Annotated in this window: 1 pseudogene; it reads right to left on the minus strand. The window is 64.9% G+C overall.

The window, feature by feature from the left end:
- Positions 1 to 322 (minus strand): annotated as a pseudogene (locus EII35_RS15690) (hypothetical protein); the annotation flags it as partial.
- Positions 323 to 336: the final 14 nt, after the last annotated feature.

Consider the following 336-nt stretch of genomic DNA (forward strand, 5'->3'; position numbering starts at 1 on the left):
GTTCCCGCTCCCGAGCCGCTTGGGGGTCGGCGGCGATGATCCATGCTTCGAGGTTGCGGCGGATCCGCTGCCACGACCACAACCTCAACGCCACGGCGAGTTTGCGATCCAACCGAGCAGCCGCCTCCGCACCCAAGGCATACACGGCTGGCCGGTTCACCACCTCCGCGACCTGCCACCACCTCAACGAGCCTGACAGGAACGCCTCCCACAACGCCGGGAACCGGAACCGAACATCCAGGACGGTTCCGATCTTCTCCAACGCCGCATCCGGGGAGATCTGAAGAATCCCACCCACCTCATGGGCCAGAAACTCACCCACCGACGGAGTCCCAT

The sequence above is a fragment of the Arachnia propionica genome (assembly GCF_003932785.1).
Lineage (GTDB): Bacteria > Actinomycetota > Actinomycetes > Propionibacteriales > Propionibacteriaceae > Arachnia > Arachnia propionica_B.